The sequence below is a fragment of the Trichloromonas sp. genome (assembly GCF_034006665.1).
Taxonomy (GTDB): domain Bacteria; phylum Desulfobacterota; class Desulfuromonadia; order Desulfuromonadales; family Trichloromonadaceae; genus Trichloromonas.
Map to the genome: position 1 here is coordinate 16192 of NZ_JAVESI010000047.1, position 12881 is coordinate 29072.

General features: G+C 61.0%; 12 protein-coding genes. All 12 read right to left on the reverse strand.

Annotated features, from left to right (window positions below; all coding sequences use genetic code 11):
- Positions 1–18: 18 nt before the first annotated feature.
- A complete protein-coding gene (locus RBR25_RS14805; protein ID WP_432820326.1) occupies positions 19–1179 on the reverse strand; it encodes a murein hydrolase activator EnvC family protein in 1161 nt (386 codons plus the stop codon).
- 26 nt (positions 1180–1205) lie between these two features.
- Positions 1206–2099, reverse strand: coding sequence for a permease-like cell division protein FtsX (gene ftsX / locus RBR25_RS14810; RefSeq protein WP_432820327.1), 894 nt, complete (start codon positions 2097–2099; stop codon positions 1206–1208).
- A 24-nt stretch (positions 2100–2123) separates the two neighbouring features.
- A complete protein-coding gene (gene ftsE, locus RBR25_RS14815; protein WP_432820328.1) occupies positions 2124–2789 on the reverse strand; it encodes a cell division ATP-binding protein FtsE in 666 nt (221 codons plus the stop codon).
- Positions 2790–2792: 3 nt separating this feature from the next.
- Positions 2793–3200 carry a type IV pilin protein gene (locus RBR25_RS14820; protein ID WP_432820329.1) on the reverse strand — a complete coding sequence of 136 codons (408 nt, stop codon included), beginning with the start codon at positions 3198–3200 and terminating at the stop codon, positions 2793–2795.
- 8 nt (positions 3201–3208) lie between these two features.
- Entirely contained in the window at positions 3209–3703 is a 495-nt protein-coding gene (locus tag RBR25_RS14825) for a type II secretion system protein (protein WP_432820330.1), read from the reverse strand.
- A 7-nt stretch (positions 3704–3710) separates the two neighbouring features.
- Positions 3711–6221 carry a secretin N-terminal domain-containing protein gene (locus RBR25_RS14830; RefSeq protein ID WP_432820331.1) on the reverse strand — a complete coding sequence of 837 codons (2511 nt, stop codon included), beginning with the start codon at positions 6219–6221 and terminating at the stop codon, positions 3711–3713.
- Positions 6218–7057: a hypothetical protein gene (locus tag RBR25_RS14835; protein ID WP_432820332.1), complete on the reverse strand. Its 840-nt coding sequence runs from the start codon at positions 7055–7057 to the stop codon at positions 6218–6220. Before RBR25_RS14835 ends, RBR25_RS14830 begins: the two co-directional genes overlap by 4 nt.
- Positions 7054–7626 carry a type 4a pilus biogenesis protein PilO gene (gene pilO, locus RBR25_RS14840; RefSeq protein WP_432820333.1) on the reverse strand — a complete coding sequence of 191 codons (573 nt, stop codon included), beginning with the start codon at positions 7624–7626 and terminating at the stop codon, positions 7054–7056. Before pilO ends, RBR25_RS14835 begins: the two co-directional genes overlap by 4 nt.
- A 2-nt stretch (positions 7627–7628) precedes the next feature.
- Positions 7629–8177, reverse strand: coding sequence for a PilN domain-containing protein (locus RBR25_RS14845; protein WP_432820334.1), 549 nt, complete (start codon positions 8175–8177; stop codon positions 7629–7631).
- An 8-nt stretch (positions 8178–8185) separates the two neighbouring features.
- Positions 8186–9100 carry a hypothetical protein gene (locus RBR25_RS14850; RefSeq protein ID WP_432820335.1) on the reverse strand — a complete coding sequence of 305 codons (915 nt, stop codon included), beginning with the start codon at positions 9098–9100 and terminating at the stop codon, positions 8186–8188.
- Positions 9097–10830 carry a GspE/PulE family protein gene (locus tag RBR25_RS14855; RefSeq protein ID WP_432820336.1) on the reverse strand — a complete coding sequence of 578 codons (1734 nt, stop codon included), beginning with the start codon at positions 10828–10830 and terminating at the stop codon, positions 9097–9099. The genes RBR25_RS14850 and RBR25_RS14855 overlap by 4 nt, the downstream gene beginning before the upstream one ends.
- 152 nt (positions 10831–10982) lie before the next feature.
- Positions 10983–12191: a type II secretion system F family protein gene (locus RBR25_RS14860; protein WP_432820337.1), complete on the reverse strand. Its 1209-nt coding sequence runs from the start codon at positions 12189–12191 to the stop codon at positions 10983–10985.
- Positions 12192–12881 lie beyond the last annotated feature (690 nt).

The following is a 12881-nucleotide window of genomic DNA, read 5'->3' on the forward strand; positions in this document are numbered from 1 at the left end:
CCTCCGGACGGGACGACCTCAACGAGCCTTGAGCCAGGAAGCCGGATTGAGCGGCGTCCCGCGATGTCTGATTTCAAAGTATACTGTATTGTTCCCCTCGAAGCCCGCATAGGCCACCGTTTCCCCTTGGCCGACCGTTTCGCCGACCCGCTTCGCCAGACGCGCGGCCTGGGCATAGAGGGTATAGTAGCTGTCGCCGTGGTCAAGAATGAGCAGATTGCCGTAGCCCTTGAATTCATTGGCGAAGGCAACCCGCCCGGACCAGACGGCGGCCACCGGCTGTTGGGGAGAGGCACTGATTTCGATGCCGTGGCTTTCGTACAGGGTTCCCAGATTGGCGTGGCGCCCGGTTCCGAAGGGGACCTTGACCTTACCGTTGACCGGCCAGGAGAGCCGGCCCTTCTGCCGGCCAAAGGGGTTGGCCAGAGGGGTTTTGGGATCATGCGCGGAAGGTTTGGAAGTATACGCCCGGGGCTTGGTCGATTCAAGCTTTTTGACCAGGCTGGACAGACGCGCGGCCCGCTCCTTGAGGGCGGCGACCTCACCGGCAAGCTTGCCCTTGTCGGTCTTGACCCGAGCCAGCAGTTTCTTCTTGAGCGCCGCCGCCTTCTTCAGGGATTCCCGATCGCGCCGTCCCTGCGCGACCAGCGCTTCCTGCTCGGACCTCAGGCCCGACAGCCGCTCGCGAGCGGCGCTGAGTTCCTCCAGACGCCGACGGTAACCGTCCAGAAGTTCCCGGTCCCGGCGGACAATGCGCCCAAAAAATTCGTAATCCTCGGCCATGCGCACCGGACTCCGAGCCAGCAGCAGGGTGCGCAAAAGACCCATGTCTCCGCCCTTGTAGAGCGTTACCAGGCGCTCTTCCACTTGCCCCCGCAACGACTCGGCGGCCTCTTCCTGGCGGGCGCTCTCTTTTTCGGTCGCAGCCAGTTCGTCCTTGAGGACGCCAAGGCGCCGGTCCTGGTTGGCCATGCTTTTCTGCAGGCGCGCCAGTTCGCTTTCCACCGTCTTCAGATCCTTCCCCAGGGATTTCTCCTCTTTTTCCTTCTTCGAGAGGGATTTCGTCGCCTGGGTCAGCCGCTGTTCGATCTCCTTGAGTGTCTCGCGGCTATCGACGGCCTTCTTGTCGGCGGCCAGACTCCCCCCGGGGGAGTAAACCAGCAGCGCACCAAAGAACACAATGAGAAAAAAACCGAACCCTGACTTCAAATCCGCACCAGCTTGCGCAGCGACGTGATACTGCCGAAAAACCCCAGGAAAACCCCGGCGCAAATCAGCAGCAGTTGGAAACCCAAGGGGAGGAAGACGATGGAGCCGCTCGCCGAGGCGAGGAGCAGGGAAGCCAAGGCCTCGTGAAGAAAATAGTGGAAGACGGCAAAAGCCAGGCCGACGGCGATCAGGCCGCCGAGCAGTCCCTGCAGGGCGCCTTCAATGAGAAAGGGAGCTTTGATGAACATGCTTGTCGCCCCGACCAGGCCCATCACCTCAAGCTCATCGCGGCGGGCATACTGGGTGAGGCGAATGGTGTTGGAAACGATGAAGAGGGCGGCAAAGAGCAGGAAACCCCCGATCACCGCCCCGCCGATCTTGAGCAGGGTGACGAAGGCCTCGAACTTTTCCAGCCATTCGCGACCGAAGCGCACGTCGTCGAGGCCGAGATCCCGACGCAGGCCGGAAACCACCCGCTCGACTTCGGCGGGAGTACGAAAATCGGGTTTGAGGGAGATGGACAAAGACGCCGGCAGGATTTCCGGGCCGACCCCCTCGAGCAGATCCGCATCCCGTCCCAACCGCTTTTTGAAGAGGGTCATGGCCTCTTCCCGGGAGGTATAGCCAACCTCGGCGACTTCGGGCAGGGCCGCGATCCGTTGCCGCAACAACTTGAGGCCGTCGGACGCGGGCACCGAATCAAGATAGGCGACGATCTCCACCCGCTCACCGATGTGCGCGGCCAACTGCTGCACGTTGATGACCACCAAAGCGAAAAAAGCGATGATGGTCAGGGCCACCGCCGCCGTGCCCACCGCCACCCCACAAAGCAACGGGCACTGGCGCATGTTGCGCAAGGCCCGCAGAAAAAAATAGATCAGGCATTCCACTTGTTATCCCTTTACTCGGTCTTCTCAGGCCGGACGATCCTCAATCAGACGACCATGCTCAAGGGCCAGCACCCGCTTCGGAAAGCGGCGGATCATCTCCCGGTCGTGGGTGGCCAGCAACACCGTCGAACCCCGGGCATTGGCTCCTTTGAAGAGTTCCATGATCTCCAGGGTCACTTCCGGATCGAGATTGCCCGTCGGCTCGTCGGCGATCAGCACCAGGGGATCAATCACCAAGGCCCGGGCCACCGCCACCCGTTGCTGTTCGCCTCCGGACAATTCCAGGGGCAGCCGGTTCATTTTATGCTCCAGCCCCACCAGTTTCAAGGTCTGAAAGACCTTCTTCCCCACTTCCATACGCTTGCGCCCCTGTATCTCCAGGGGAAAGGCGACATTTTCGAAGACGGTACGGGTATTGAGCAGTTTGAAATCCTGGAAGACGATACCCAGCCGCCGCCGCAGGAAGGGAATCTGCCGGCTGCCCATGCGCGTCACGTTCTGGCCGTTGATGAGGATCTGCCCCCGGGTCGGTTTTTCCGCCGCATAGAGGAGCTTGAGGAGGGTCGATTTCCCGGCGCCGGAAGGCCCGGTGATGTAAACGAAATCCCCCTTGGGAATCTTCAGGCTGAGATCGATCAGCGCGGCCGCGTCTTTTTTGTATGACTTGCAGACATTATAAAACTGGATCATGACTTACCATTCGCTGTAGGGAATGCCGTTGAGCCCGACCAGATCGCTGACGCTGCGGAAATCGTAACACCCACCCGGCGCCAGTTCCCCGTCGTCGGTCGCTTCCGGGGGGATGCACTCCCATTCGCTCTCGCCGGTGAAGGGGTCGCGGGGCACTCCCCGCAGATAGCGCTTATTGATCAAATCTTCGAGAGATTCGGGATAGGCCGCGTGATCGGCGTAGTAGGCATCCGTCGCCCGGCGCATCTGGTAGAGATCCTCCATAAGGACCGTTTCCCGCGCCTTGATCAGGCTGCGCTGATAGCTCGGCACGGAGATGCTCGCCAGAATACCGATAACGGTCATGACGATCAGGAGTTCGACCAGGGTAAACCCCCGGGGCAGATGGCGCAAACATTTTATGATCCGCATGGAGGCATTCACCAGGTGGAATAAAGGGTACCGTCAAGGGCCGTGCGGCTGCTCTGGGAATAGACGTCGTAGACATCCTCCCCTCCCCAGACCGTCGAATCAGCGTCGTCGGCGTAAGAACGCAGCCCCCAGCCATCGCCGTATTCGTCGAAGGGGTCGGGAGGAATGCGGCGCAGATACTTTTTCTTGAGCTTGTTCGGTCCGCCCCAGTCCTTGCCCGTCACCAGGGTTTCCAGATCCTCGGGGTAGCCCGTATCGCCGAGATCAGCGCCGCCGGGAAGGGTGTTCTCCTTCACCGCCTGATCGTAATCTTCTTTATAGGCGTCGATGGCACTACGAATTTCGCGCAGAGCGCGGCGCAGTTCGATCTCCTGGGTGCGGCGCACGGTGACTTCAGCGACCGGCAGCACCGCCGCCGCCAGGACCGAGAGAATCGCCATGGCGACCAGCAACTCGACCAGAGTCAGGCCCCGTGCGGAAGAAAAGCCCGGAAAGCGCGCCATGGAAATGCTATCTCACCTCCAAGGTCTGGGCCATGGGCAAAACGACCAGGCGATTGCCGGCGGGGTCGCGGAAGTTGATGCGATCGAAGCCGACCTGTGCCGAACCGGCTTGCCGTCCCTTGAAAACCAGGCGGAAGAGCTTGCCGCTGCCCGTCGCTCCGGTGCCGCCCAAACCCTGCTTGTAGCCGACGATCAGCTCCCCCTTCTCCTGATTGACGCTGCTGGTGAAGAGGGTCGACTGTCCTCCGGCCTTGAGGAAATCCCCCTCCTCGGCGCGGACGAAGCTGAGCTTCTGGCTGTCAAAATGGACAAAGAGGGGAGCGCTGTACAACCCGGTGATCTCCTGAACCGTCGCCTCCAGTATCACTTCCTGCCCGACAGCGACCTCGGCGGGTCCGGTGAAAGAGACTTGGGCGCGGTCTCCGAGCCTGGGCAGTTCGGGGATATCCGTGGCCGTCGACACCGCCGCCGTCTCCGGGGCGGGGGACAGCGCCTGCGGGGTTTCCGGCAAGGGCCCCTCGCCGCCGACGGAAGCTTCCAAAGCCGCCGCGCCGCCGTTGACCACCTCGGCGGACTCCTCGTTTACCGGCGCCTCGACAAACCCTTCCGGAATTCCGGCAGGGGGCACCTCAGTTACGGCCGCAGCCGGGGCCACCGAAGGCAGGGGCTCTTCCAGCTCCGGCCTGAAATAGGCGAAAGAACCGAAATTGGCGCCGGCGCGCAATTCTTCCTCGCCGCCCGACCAGATGCTGGCCACAGCCGGCTCCGGCATATCGAGCTTCTTCACGATATGGGGGGTGATGGAAAGAAGAATCTCCCGCTTCGTCTTGTTGTTGTTGTGCCCGGTGAAAAAATGCCCGAGCAGGGGGATATCCCCGAGAACGGGGATGGTGGTCTTGCTTTTCGAGTTGTCGTCCCGGAGCAGGCCGCCGATCACCGTCTGCTCGCCGTCCTTGAGGATCAGAGCGGTGGTGGCGTTGGTGGTAGAAATGACCAGCGGCGTGGTGCCGCTCTTCAGGGCGGCCAGGCGGGTGGCGTTGCTGACTTCGAGATTGAGTTTGGTCACCACCGTATTGTCGAGCTGAATCAGTGGCTCGACGTCGAGTTTGACCCCGACATCTACATACTGGATATTCTCCGAGGTCTGGTCGCCGTTGATGGTCACCGTGATGACCGGTTCGCGGCTGCCGATGTGCACCTTGGCTTTCTCCTTGTTTTTCACCCGGATGCTGGGATTGGCGAGGATCTCCGAATCGGTCAGCTTGCGCAGCACGTCGAAGGTCGCGGTCGGCAGGGTGTAGAAGGTCTGCAGATTACTCAGCCCCGAAACCAGATTGTTGGCCAGACCCGTGGTGGTGGAATCGGTTCCCGAAGAAACCGTCGTCGAACCGGCAGTGAGGGTATCGGCGACGATATTCTGACCATCCTTGCTCAGACCGAAACTCACCGAGTTGGTGCTTAAGGTCGGACCGATCTTCAGCTCGTTGTTGTGGGTCACCTCAACCAGTTCCAGATCGAGCACCACCTCCGCATCCCCCCGGTCGGCAGCTTCGATGATCTGCTGGGCGAGTTTGATGACCTGTGGGGTATCGCGGATGACTAGGGCGTTACGTTCCTCATGAACATAGATCTTGCGCAGTTGCAGCATGGTGCGCAGCATGTTGACTGCCTTCTTGGCGTCGATGTGCGACAGGTAGAAGGTCTGGATGATGTGATCCTCGTACTGCTTGGCCTTCTCCTTGGTGTTGCTGTAGATAATGATGGTCTTGCTGTTGAGCACCTTCTTGCCGAGACCGTTCATACGCAGCAGCAGCTCCAGCGCCTGGGCGAAGGTCGCCTTCTCGAAGGAGAGGGAGACGGTCCGGTCTTCCATCTCTTCATCGAAGAGAAAGTTGATCCCTGACAGCTTGGAAAGGATGGCGAAAACCTCCTTGGTCTTGGCCGATTTGAAGGTCAGGGTGATGGTCGTGTCCGAATCGAACTCGAGTTCGAAGCCGTCCATGAGAGTTCCGGCACTCTTTTGCACGCGCTCCTGCAGCTCCAAGGCCCGGGGATGACCGGGACTGATCTCCAGCAGCCGGGTGAGGGTGACCTTGGCATTGCCGTAACGCCGCGCCCGGTAGAACTCCTCGGCTTCGGCAAAGAGCTTTTCCGCCTCGGCCAGCGCCTCGATCCGCTCCAGTTCTTGGGTGACGACGGTCAGCGTCGGGTCCATTGCCCGGGCCTGGCGCAACTCGTACAGCGCCCCCTCGTACTGACCGAGCCCGGCCAGCCGCCGACCCTCGGCGAGACGTTCCTGGGCCGCCCGGGCCTCGGCCTTGAGCAGGTTGAGGCGATACTCGCGGCTTTCGGGGGAGATCTCCACCGCCTCGGCGAATTTGGCCACGGCCTCTTCGTAGCGCCCCTGCCGTTGCAAATCCTCCCCGGCCCGGAAAGCCCGCGTGCCGCCGCAGCCCGCCAGCGTCAAGAGCAGCAGAAAAAGGGCGAAACGGCGAAACCCGGAATGCACATTCATCATTGGATGGTGCTCCTCAACTGCAAGGTACTCATCGATTCCATTTTCGGCTCGGACGGCTCGCCCTTGATCTTCGGCGCGAAGGGCCGGGGTGGGGGCTCTGCCTCCGGAGGGGGTTCTTCCACCATCTCCAGGCCTCCATCCTCCTTCTCCTCGCCGTTAGCCGGCGGCTGGGGAAAGACCGACATGCGCGAAATATCGGGAAAGACAGGACCAACCCGGTCCCGCGACGGACGGTTGCTCCGGGCGGAGAAGGAAGCGGTCTGCTGAGGCGTATCGGCCAGCGATAGGGTCACGGGGTGGCCGTCCTGGCGCACCACCAGCTTCTCCCGGGTCAGTTCTTCCACCTGGAATTTCTTGGCGGGTCCAAAGGGCTCTCCGACAGCAACGATGAAAACTTCCCCATTGACCCCGACAAAGACCTTTGTCACTCCATCCTTTTCCAGACTTCCCAGATAGGTGAAACGCGCCGCCGCGCTCACCGTCGGGCCCCCGGTCGCCGCAGACGGAAAAGCCGGGGGTGGCGGAAAACCGACGACTCGCACCGGGGTTTCGGGTTTGGCCGGCACCGCAACGGGGATATCCGTCGTTAGCCGGAAGATGTCCCGGCTCGGGGCGGTGAAAGCCTCCACGGTTCGCTCAAGCAGATCCAGTCGCAGCCGCGGACCCTCTTCTGCCGCCGCTGCTTCGGACGCAGCCGGTTTTCCGGGGAGAGAGCGGGAGCGGACCGGCGGCTTCGCCGGCACCCGCTCCTGGCGGGGCATAGCCCACCAGGCATAGGCCAAAGACAGACAAAAGAGCAGCGCCAGTCCCCCTAAAAGCCAGGTCTTGCGATTCATGGTTCCCCCGTGCGAAACAGGGTCGAAAGCTGGATAGTGAGGGTGACGTCGCCTTTATCCGGATCGTCACTGCCGCTCAGGGTCAGAGATTCGAGAGCGATGAGCCGAGGGGATTCCTCCAGGGCATGGACGAAGCGTTTGACCTGGAGATAGCTGCCGTTCACGGAAAACCCCAAGGCATAGCGAAGCAGGGGGCGGCCTTCCACAGTCTCGGGATCATAACCGACCTGATCGATACGCAGCCCCGCCGCGTCGGCCAAGGTAAATAGTTCGCCCAAGAGTCCGGAGAGTTCCGCCCGGTGGGGAATGGCCTGCCGGAAGACCGCCAGATCCTCTTCGGCAAGAATCAGGCGGTCTTCCGCCTGACGGGGTGCCCGTCCCTCCCGTTGCCGGTCGCGAACCTCCTCCTGCCGTTGCAGAAAGGTTCGCTCCAGCCTCTGCAAACGGGGCTCCATCTGGAAACGCAGAGCGGCCCAGGCGGCGATGTCGATGAGCAAAAGCAGCAGCAGCACAATGGGCACCGTCCTGTTCATGCGCCAGGCGGCACGCAGCAGGGAATTTCCGCTCATCTTCAGAAAGCCCCCTTCACTTCCAGGGAGAAGCCTAAGAGGCTTTCTCCGGACGGAATTTCCCGACGGGCCTGTTGCATCAGGTAGACATCGCTGAACTCCGGTGAAGCGCTCAGGTTGTCCAGCAACTGACGCAGGGCGTCGAGGTCGCGGGCCTGACCGGTCAGGCTGAAAGAACCCTTTGCATAATCGGGACGAATCGCCTGGATGCCCACTCTCTCGGGGAGCACCCCTTCAAGCTGGTCGAGCAGGCGGGTCCAGCGGAAGCCGTCCATGCGCAAAATGCCGTTGGCAAAATCCACTTCGGAGAGCAGCCGTTCCCGATCCGCCGCGCTCAGGGCGGGACGCGACGGTGCCGCCTCACCGCGCTCACGGCCTTCCAGTTCGGCGAGCCACTGCTCGATCTGGCTGATCTGCCGGTAGTCCTGGAGATAGCTGTAGGCCAAAACGCCCAGCAACAGCAGAAGCAGAACGCCCATGACGCCGTAGGCAAAGCGCAGGGCCCGGCGATTGAGATAGGTGTGACCGGCGAGGTTGAGGGTGAATTTCATGACGATCCTCAGAGCAGGCGCTCGGCCGCGCCGACGGCCGCCACCAGATGGGCGCCGCCGTCCAGAAGCTGAGGCAGAGGCGCCGCCGCCAGCTGTTCGACTTTCGCGTCGAGAAGTCGGACCTCGCGCTCGAAGGCCACCTTGAGAACATCCACGAGGGCGGCCGGCTGCTGCGGGGCATGGAGGAAAACCCCAGCCCCCTGGAAGCCGGGGAAACTCTCCCGCACCGAGGCGAAGGCGAGATTGATCTCCTGAAAGATCTCCTCGAAAGCTCCGGAAATGCGCTTGTGCCGCTGGAAAACCGGGATCTTGCCCTGAAAGAGCTGCAGACCGAGAAGATCGCCATCGACCCCGACGAGGATGAAATCATCCCCCAAGTCGAAGCGGGAACGGTAGAAGTTATAGCGATGCATGGCATGGAAATCGATGACCACGGGATGGTAACCGGCCTCGGCCAGCACCTCTTCGTACTGCTGCAGAACGCTCCCCAGCATCAGGGAAACGAGCACCCGATAGCGCCCCGTCTCGGTTTTATCCACCACCTGATAATCGAGGCGAACCTCCCGGGGTTCGGCGGGCAAACTCTTCTTCAGCTGCCACTTGAGCATTTCGATCCCTTCCTGACGGGATTTGAAGGCGGTCTCGACCTCGGCCAGAAGAATCCGCCCCAAAGGATCGGGGAGAGAAAGAGCAATCCGGTCCTCCCCCCGGGCGATGGGGTCGAGGACGCTCTTGACGGCGGCGATGAAGGCCTCGCGGTCGCGAATATTGGCGTCGCGAACCGACAGGGACCAGCTTGCACCGGGCAGCGGCGCGACCCGGGCATCGACCAGAGCCGGCGGCCGGGCGCCCCGGCGACGCAGGGCCACCACGCGCAATTCCTGGCTGCACAGATCAAGCCCAAGAAAGGTTCTGCGGATCATGCCGTCTCCACCTTTTCGACGAATGTCACACGGTTGATCTCCTTGAGGGTGGAGATGCCGTGCAGCACCTTCTCCACCGCCGACTCCCGCAAAAAGCGGGTGCCGCCGGCAACAGCCGCCTTCTTGAGCTGGGAAACGGGAACCTTATTGACCAGCATTTCACGAATTTCGTCGTTGAGTTCGAGCAGTTCGACAATAGCGCTGCGCCCCTGGTAACCCCTGCCGTTGCACTCCTTGCAACCGCTCCCCTCGTAGAAGGGATGATCCAGAAACTGACCGGCATCGAGACCCGACTCCTCTAGGATCCGGCGATCATAGCGTACCTCGTGCTTGCAGTGCGGGCAGATCTTCCGCACCAGACGCTGGGCGACGACGCAGTTCAGACAGGAGACGAAATTGTAGGGGTCGATCCCCATGTGCAGAAAGCGCCCGAGCACGTCGAAGACGTTGTTGGCATGCACCGTGGTGAAAACCAGATGCCCGGTCAACGCCGACTGCACGGCGATCTGCGCCGTTTCCGGGTCGCGAATCTCGCCGACCATGATCTTGTCCGGGTCGTGACGGAGGATGGAACGCAAGCCTCGGGCGAAGGTCAGACCCTTTTTCTCGTTGACCGGAATCTGCACAATCCCCTTGAGCTGGTACTCCACCGGATCCTCGATGGTAATGATCTTTTCCTCTTCCGAGTGGATCTCGGAGAGGGCGGCATAAAGGGAGGTGGTCTTGCCGCTGCCCGTCGGACCGGTCACCAGCACCATACCGTAGGGTTCGCGGATCAGGCGGCGAAAACGGATCAGTTCCCGTTCGGGGAACCCCAGCACTTCGAGGGTCAACCCCTTGAGATCGGAAGCGATGGTCTCCTTGTCGAGAATCCGGATAACCGCGTCCTCGCCAAAGATGCTCGGCATAATCGAAACGCGGAAGTCGATGGAACGCCCGCCGATACGCACCTTGAAACGACCATCCTGGGGCACCCGCCGCTCCGAGATGTCGAGCTCGCTCATGACCTTGATGCGGGAGATGATCGGCCCCTGGAAACGGCTGTCGAGGGGCTCGGTGGCGCGATAGAGCACCCCGTCGATGCGGTATTTGATATAGACGCCGTCCTGGCCGGCCTCGATGTGGATGTCGCTGGCCCGCTTATTGAGGGCGTCATAGAGGGTCGAATCGATGAGACGGATGATCGGGCTGGTGTCGGCGGTGAGTTTTTCCAGGGAAAGGACTTCTTCCCCCTTGTCCGTTTCCTTCACCAGCTGCAGCTTGAAATCCTCGGAAACCTCGTCGAGAACGTGCTTCGTCCCCTCGGCCCGCTCGAGAATGCGGAGGATTTTGCTTTCCACCGCTACCTGCAGAATGAGCGGCACGTCGAGGAGCAGTTCGAGACTTTCTCGCGTCTCCACGTCGGTGGGATCGGCAATGGCCACGACCATCCCCCGCTCATCTCGGCTGATGGGGAGAAAGCGGTAGCGCATGGCTATCCCCGGCGGCAGGGAAGCCAAGAGTTCGGGATCGGGGAGGAAATGCTCCAGATCGATGTATTCCAGGTGAAACTGGCAGGCCAGGGCCTGGGCCAGGGCCTCGGCGGAAAAGATCCCCTCGGCGACTCCGGTGCTACCGAAATTCTCCCCCCGCGCCTGCATGCGCTCCAGCACCAGGCAGATTTCCGCCGGGGTGATGGTTCCCATGGAAACGAGGATTTCGCCGATTTTCTTCCGTTCGAAATTCACCATGAAAGCTTCTCGCGATAGTTCATCAGCGTAACCCGGGCTGATCAAAAATGCCCAGGCGCAAGGCGCCCGAAATTCGAGGAGCGAATCGTACCCGTAGGTACGTTGCCGCGACGAGGATGAGGGCAACGCCACGAATGGGCGTTATCAGCTCGCTAGCGGACCGTTCCCGCCAGCTGGAAAATCGGCACATACATGGCGACGATGATGCCGCCGATAAGCAAACCCATGGTCAGCATCATGATCGGCTCGACCAGAGTAGTCAGACGGTCGAGGCGACGCTCCACCTCCCCTTCGTAAAACTCGGCAACATCGTTGAGCATGTCGGCCAGCGCCCCGGTCGTCTCCCCCACCCCGATCATGCGCAAGGCCAGACTCGGAAAAAAACCCGCCTGTTCCAGGGAGGAGGCGATGGTCATCCCCTCCTCAACCCGCCGGGTTGCCCCGGCCAGGCGATTTTCCAACTGCCGGTTGTTCAGGGTGCCCCGGGACATCCGCATGGCCTCGACCACGGGAATGCCGCTCGCCAGGGTTGTGGCGAAGGTGCGACAGAAACTGGAAATGGCATAGTCGCCGAGCAGTCGGCCGAAAAAGGGAACAGCCAACTTGCTCCGGTCGTAGAGCAGGGCACCGCGCTCGCTACGGACAAACATCCGCAACACGAAAGCGAAGGCCACCAGAAGAGGCACGGCATAGGGCAAGCCTTGGGTCAGCACTTCCGTAAAACCGATCAGCAGACGGGTGATCAGCGGCAGTTGGGCGTTGGCATCGGCGTAGATCTGGGTGAAGCGGGGAACCACGAAGAGCATGAGGAAGAGGACGACGACGATCACCGCGCCACTCAGCAGCAGGGGATAGAAAGCCGCCCCCTTGACTCGCCCCTTGAGGGCTTCGACCCGCTTCTGGTAAACGATATAACGCCCCAGGGTCACCGGCAGATCCCCGGTCTTTTCCCCGGCCCGCACCGAAGCCACATAGAGCGCGGGGAAAAAACGCGGGAACTTGGCGAAGGCTTCGGACAGCGCCCCGCCCCCTTTGACGTCGTCGCGAATCTCCCGCAGAACCTCGAGCACCTTTCCCGCCTCCATACGCTCGATTATTGCGTCGAGCACCTGCAGAATCGGCAACCCGGAACGGATCAGCACCAGCAGTTCCTGGTTGAAGGAGAGAAAGCGCCGACCGCCGAACGGGGCGCGCAAACCGAGACCCACGGATGCGGGGGGCAGAACCTTCTTTTTGATCTGAAAGACGTGAAACCCCTGAGCTTCGAGGTTCTCCCGTAGAAGATCCCGTTGGGCCGCCTCGAATTCCTTTTCAACGATGCGTCCGTCGGCGGTCCCGACCTTGCAGATAAAGTTTGCCATAGGGCTCAAGTTATCACAGCAGGTGGAAATTAGAAACCCGAATCCATAAGGATTTCAGGAGGACAGAGGACATTACGAAAAATTTTCCGAAGACGAGGCACACCTTGGAATTGAGCCGATCAATGAAAAATATCGCCCCAGGCGGTGCAAGAAGGTTCAGACACAAAGCGCCCGAAATCCGAGGAACTGCGAAATCCGGCGGGGAAGCCTTCCCGAAACCTTCCGGCTGGCAACTTGTCGGGACGCGGAAACGGAGACCGTCTATCCGTTCGTGACCAGCGCTCTGGACCTTCAGAAACGACAGCACCAGGTAGGGGGCGCACAGAGGGCGATCCAGAGCTAAGTATTCACCGCATTCATGGGAGTGCCCAGGAAAACCTTCACTTTAAGACTCTGCTTGATCCAATGGAAGAAGAGCTCGGCCTGCCGGCGCTCCTTGTCAAGAGCGGCGCCCCTTTGCGCCGGAAGGTTGCTTGATCAAGCGCCATAATAAGGAACCATTTCCGTGAAAGTCAAAGCCAATACCCACGACAAAGACCAGAGCACGAAAGACGAAAAAGTTGACAATCGAGTAGGGTGAGGCGAGCAGATCAAGCTCGCCTCATCCCTCTCACAGAACCGTACGTACGGGCCTCGTATACGGCTCCTGTCCATTCTTCCCCTCAGTACATCTGAGGCAGGTACCCGGTT

Excerpts from the sequence above, each read along its gene's own strand:
- RBR25_RS14850 (WP_432820335.1), bottom strand. The coding sequence starts at position 9,100 with ATGATCCGCAGAACCTTTCTTGGGCTTGATCTGTGCAGCCAGGAATTG.
- RBR25_RS14820 (WP_432820329.1), bottom strand. The coding sequence starts at position 3,200 with ATGCGGATCATAAAATGTTTGCGCCATCTGCCCCGGGGGTTTACCCTG.
- RBR25_RS14830 (WP_432820331.1), bottom strand. The coding sequence starts at position 6,221 with ATGATGAATGTGCATTCCGGGTTTCGCCGTTTCGCCCTTTTTCTGCTG.
- RBR25_RS14835 (WP_432820332.1), bottom strand. The coding sequence starts at position 7,057 with ATGAATCGCAAGACCTGGCTTTTAGGGGGACTGGCGCTGCTCTTTTGT.
- ftsE (WP_432820328.1), bottom strand. The coding sequence starts at position 2,789 with ATGATCCAGTTTTATAATGTCTGCAAGTCATACAAAAAAGACGCGGCC.
- RBR25_RS14860 (WP_432820337.1), bottom strand. The coding sequence starts at position 12,191 with ATGGCAAACTTTATCTGCAAGGTCGGGACCGCCGACGGACGCATCGTT.
- RBR25_RS14825 (WP_432820330.1), bottom strand. The coding sequence starts at position 3,703 with ATGGCGCGCTTTCCGGGCTTTTCTTCCGCACGGGGCCTGACTCTGGTC.
- RBR25_RS14855 (WP_432820336.1), bottom strand. The coding sequence starts at position 10,830 with ATGGTGAATTTCGAACGGAAGAAAATCGGCGAAATCCTCGTTTCCATG.
- pilO (WP_432820333.1), bottom strand. The coding sequence starts at position 7,626 with ATGAGCGGAAATTCCCTGCTGCGTGCCGCCTGGCGCATGAACAGGACG.
- RBR25_RS14845 (WP_432820334.1), bottom strand. The coding sequence starts at position 8,177 with ATGAAATTCACCCTCAACCTCGCCGGTCACACCTATCTCAATCGCCGG.